Raw genomic sequence first — 4,074 nt, 5'->3', positions numbered from 1 at the left:
GAGACCCAGAAGACGATCTGCACGGGTGTTGAAATGTTCCGTAAATTGCTTGATACGGGCGAAGCGGGCGACAACATCGGCGCCTTGCTACGCGGTACCAAGCGTGAAGAAGTCGAGCGTGGCCAGGTTTTGGCAGCCCCCGGCACGATCACGCCGCACACCAAGTTCAAATGCGAAGCTTATATCCTGACGAAGGAAGAGGGTGGCCGTCACACGCCGTTCTTTGCCAACTACCGTCCGCAGTTTTACTTCCGGACAACGGACGTCACCGGCACGGTTGAACTTCCTGCGGGTACCGAGATGGTGATGCCGGGCGATAACGTTGCGATGACGGTTAATTTGATCGCACCGATTGCCATGGATGATGGTCTGCGCTTCGCAATTCGCGAAGGTGGCCGCACTGTTGGTGCCGGCGTCGTCTCGGCGATTGAAGAATAGAGAATAATTTTAACCGGCCGTCCCATTGTGGGCGGCCTTTTTACTAGGCTGCAGCCATGGAAAATCAAAATATACGCATTCGGCTCAAGGCATTCGATCATCGAGTCTTGGACCAATCGGCAAAAGAAATCGTGAACACAGCCCGGCGCACAGGCGCACAGGTTTGTGGCCCGATCCCGCTGCCGACGCGAATTGAAAAATTTACGGTTTTGCGGTCTCCGCATATCGATAAGAAGTCTCGTGAGCAGTTCGAAATTCGGACTCACAAGCGGGTATTGGACATTGTTGACCCAACGCCACAGACGGTCGATGCACTTATGAAGCTCGACTTGGCGGCTGGCGTCGACGTCGAGATCAAACTCTAGGGTGAAGATTATGCGAACCGGTTTGATAGCACAAAAATTGGGAATGAGCCGCGTCTTTCAAGACAACGGCACACACGTTCCCGTCACCGTTCTAAAAGTCGACAACTGTCAAGTTGTTGATCAGCGGACGGCTGAACGAGACGGCTATACGGCGCTCCAGTTGGGCGTTGGCACGGCTAAGGTTAAGAGAGTTTCAAAAGCACAACGCGGCCATTTCGCTAAGGCGAAGGTGGAGCCCAAGCGTAAAGTGGCTGAATTCCGCGTGACCGATGATGCGATGGTCGATATTGGCGCGGAACTTTCGGCGGAACACTTCATTGCTGGGCAGCATGTTGATGTCGTTGGCACCACAATCGGTAAAGGATTTGCCGGTGGTATGAAGCGGCATGGCTTCGCCGGTTTGCGGGCCTCCCACGGTGTGTCGATCAGTCACCGTTCGTTGGGGTCCACGGGTCAGTGCCAATATCCGGGTAAAGTCTTCAAAGGTAAGAAGATGGCCGGGCAAATGGGCGGCGTTCGTGTAACGGCTCAAAATCTCGAAATCGTTGAGACCGATGGTGATCGCGGCCTTATCTTGGTTAAGGGTGCTGTCCCTGGTCATAAGGGTGGATATCTATTTGTCTCGGACGCGGTTAAAAAGCCTGCTCCTGAAGGCGTTCCATTCCCTGCGGCGTTGCTGGGAACCAGCGAAGAGAAGCCCGCAGAAGAAGCACCTGAGGCAGCACCTGAAGAGGCTCCTGCAGAAGAAGCAGTTGTCGAAACCGATGCTGGCGAAGACAAGGAATAAGCGGCAATGAAAACGCAAGTAATCAGTCTTGAAAATAAGAAGGTCGGTGATATCGATCTGGACGACGCCATTTTTGGCGCACCAGTTCGTAAAGATATTATTGCCCGCATGGTGAACTGGCAGTTGGCTAAGCGTCGCGCCGGTACCCATAAGGTTAAGGGCCGCAGCGAAGTTTCCGCGACCAAAGCTAAGCCTTTTAATCAAAAAGGTTCAGGCCGTGCCCGTCAGGGTACGCGGGTTGCGCCTCAGATGCGAGGCGGTGGGGTTGTGTTTGGTCCAGCCGTTCGGACTCACAACATCAAGCTTCCTAAAAAGGTTCGCCAATTGGCGCTTAAATCAGCGTTATCTGAGAAACAGGCCGATGGAAACTTGGTCGTGATCGATAAGTTGGAGCTTAAAAGCGGCAAGACCAAAGATCTGAGTCAAAAATTCGAAACGTTGGGCTGGGGTTCAGCTCTGGTGATTGATGGTGCTGATATTGATGTTGGGTTCGCGCGTGCTGCTAATAACATCATCGGTCTTGATTTCCTGCCGTCGATGGGTGCGAACGTCTATGACATCCTGCGGCGCGATAAATTGGTGTTGACCAAAGACGCTGTTGAAAAGTTGGTGGAGCGGTTGAAATGAAAAAGCATTCAGGCACGGCCACGCCGACCAAAGAACGGATTTACGAACTGATCCGGTCGCCGATCATTACGGAGAAGGCGACATTACTGAGTGAGTATAACCAAGTCACTTTTAAGGTCCCTGTAGATTCCAGTAAGCCAGAGATCAAGGCTGCTGTTGAAGACTTGTTTAAGGTCAAAGTTACTGCAGTGAACACCTTGCGGCAAAAAGGCAAAGTTAAACGCTTCCGGGGTCACCTTGGAACGCGGGTTGAAACGAAGAAGGCGGTTGTCACTCTTGCCGAGGGCAATTCCATCGATATTACGACGGGCGTCTGAGGGAATAAGTTATGGCACTAAAACAACATAAACCTGTCACACCCGGTCGGCGTGGTCTCGTTACCATTGACCGCGAAGGGCTGTGGAAGGGTAAACCAGAAAAAACTCTGACCGAAGGTCTGCGTAAAAACGGCGGTCGTAACAACACCGGTCGTATTACAGCACGGCGTCGGGGTGGTGGACACAAACGTCGTTATCGGGTTGTCGACTTTAAGCGTCTGAAATCCGGCGTTTCCGCGACCGTAGAACGGTTGGAGTATGATCCAAACCGGACGGCCTACATCGCGCTGATCAAATACGAAGACGGTGAAGTTGCTTATATCCTGGCGCCACAACGTTTGGCTGCCGGCGATCAAGTGATTTCCGGTGAGCGGGTTGATATTAAGCCGGGCAATGCGTTGCCGATGCAGAATATCCCCGTCGGTACGATCATCCACAATGTGGAAATGAAAGTCGGCAAGGGTGGTCAGATTGCCAGGTCAGCTGGCACCTACGCACAACTGATTGGTAAAGATCAGGGGTATGCTCAGTTGCGGTTGAATTCAGGCGAACTGCGTATGGTTCGTGGCGAATGCATGGCGACAATCGGGGCCGTTTCTAACCCTGATAATCAGAACATTAAATTGGGTAAGGCGGGCCGTAAGCGGTGGTTGGGCAAACGTCCAGCTGTTCGTGGTGTTGCGATGAACCCGGTTGATCACCCACACGGCGGCGGCGAAGGCCGGACATCCGGTGGTCGTCATCCGGTGACACCTTGGGGTAAACCCACCAAGGGCAAGCGGACTCGTAAGAACAAACAGACGGACCGGCTGATTATGCGCCGCCGTTACGCGAAGAAGTAAAGGAGAGCGACTGTGGCTCGATCCGTATGGAAAGGTCCCTTTGTGGACGGTTATTTGCTTAAAAAAGCAGAGGCTGCCCGTGGAAGTGGACGCAATGCAATTATTAAGACCTGGTCTCGGCGGTCGACTGTGTTACCGCAATTCGTTGGTCTGACGTTTGGTGTGTACAACGGCCGGAAATTTATTCCCGTGCTGGTGACCGAAGAAATGATCGGCCATAAGCTGGGCGAATTCTCGCCGACGCGCACCTATATCGGCCACACGGCCGACAAGAAGGTGAAGAGGATCTAGTCATGGGTAAACGTTCTACGCCTCGGGCTTTAGCTGACAATGAAGCAATGGCTTTTGCCAAGCACATTCGGGTCAGCCCTCAGAAGCTTAATTTGGTTGCACAGATCATTCGTGGAAAAAACTGCGAAACTGCGCTGGCTGAACTTGAATTTTCACGTCGTCGGATTTCCAACGATGTTAAGAAGCTGTTGGAATCTGCAATCGCGAACGCGGAAAACAACCATCAGCTTGATGTTGATCGGCTTTATGTGGCGGAAGCGTCCGTTGGTAAAGCCATGGTGATGAAGCGCTGGCGGCCACGTGCCAGAGGCCGGGCAGGAAGAATTTTCAAGCCCTTCAGCAACATGCGCTTGATTGTGCGCGAACGCGAGGAGAACGCTTAGTATGGGTCAAAAAGTCAATCCGAT

At 52.7% G+C, this 4,074-nt stretch carries 8 protein-coding genes; all 8 read left to right on the top strand.

Annotated elements, in window-relative coordinates; genetic code table 11:
• Positions 1-438, top strand: a 438-nt coding sequence (gene tuf / locus HOM51_15925; protein MBT5036003.1) for an elongation factor Tu, incomplete at its 5' end; no start/stop codon positions are given.
• 56 nt (positions 439-494) lie between these two features.
• Complete coding sequence (gene rpsJ / locus HOM51_15920) at positions 495-803, top strand: 30S ribosomal protein S10 (protein ID MBT5036002.1); 309 nt, start codon at positions 495-497, stop codon at positions 801-803.
• Positions 804-813: 10 nt separating this feature from the next.
• Positions 814-1,590 carry a 50S ribosomal protein L3 gene (gene rplC / locus HOM51_15915; protein MBT5036001.1) on the top strand — a complete coding sequence of 259 codons (777 nt, stop codon included), beginning with the start codon at positions 814-816 and terminating at the stop codon, positions 1,588-1,590.
• A 6-nt stretch (positions 1,591-1,596) separates the two neighbouring features.
• Positions 1,597-2,217, top strand: a complete 621-nt coding sequence (rplD, locus tag HOM51_15910; GenBank protein MBT5036000.1) for a 50S ribosomal protein L4 — start codon at positions 1,597-1,599, stop codon at positions 2,215-2,217.
• A complete protein-coding gene (locus tag HOM51_15905) occupies positions 2,214-2,534 on the top strand; it encodes a 50S ribosomal protein L23 (GenBank protein MBT5035999.1) in 321 nt (106 codons plus the stop codon). Before rplD ends, HOM51_15905 begins: the two co-directional genes overlap by 4 nt.
• Before the next feature lie 11 nt (positions 2,535-2,545).
• On the top strand, positions 2,546-3,376 hold the full coding sequence (rplB, locus tag HOM51_15900) for a 50S ribosomal protein L2 (GenBank protein ID MBT5035998.1): 831 nt from the start codon (positions 2,546-2,548) through the stop codon (positions 3,374-3,376).
• Between the two features lie 12 nt (positions 3,377-3,388).
• Entirely contained in the window at positions 3,389-3,667 is a 279-nt protein-coding gene (rpsS, locus tag HOM51_15895; GenBank protein ID MBT5035997.1) for a 30S ribosomal protein S19, read from the top strand.
• A 2-nt stretch (positions 3,668-3,669) separates the two neighbouring features.
• Entirely contained in the window at positions 3,670-4,050 is a 381-nt protein-coding gene (rplV, locus tag HOM51_15890; GenBank protein ID MBT5035996.1) for a 50S ribosomal protein L22, read from the top strand.
• Positions 4,051-4,074 lie beyond the last annotated feature (24 nt).

The organism is Rhodospirillaceae bacterium (genome assembly GCA_018660465.1).
Taxonomy (GTDB): Bacteria; Pseudomonadota; Alphaproteobacteria; order Rhodospirillales; family JABJKH01; genus JABJKH01.
Note: the sequence above shows the minus strand (reverse complement) of the source record. Positions and strands in the feature narration are given on the sequence as shown.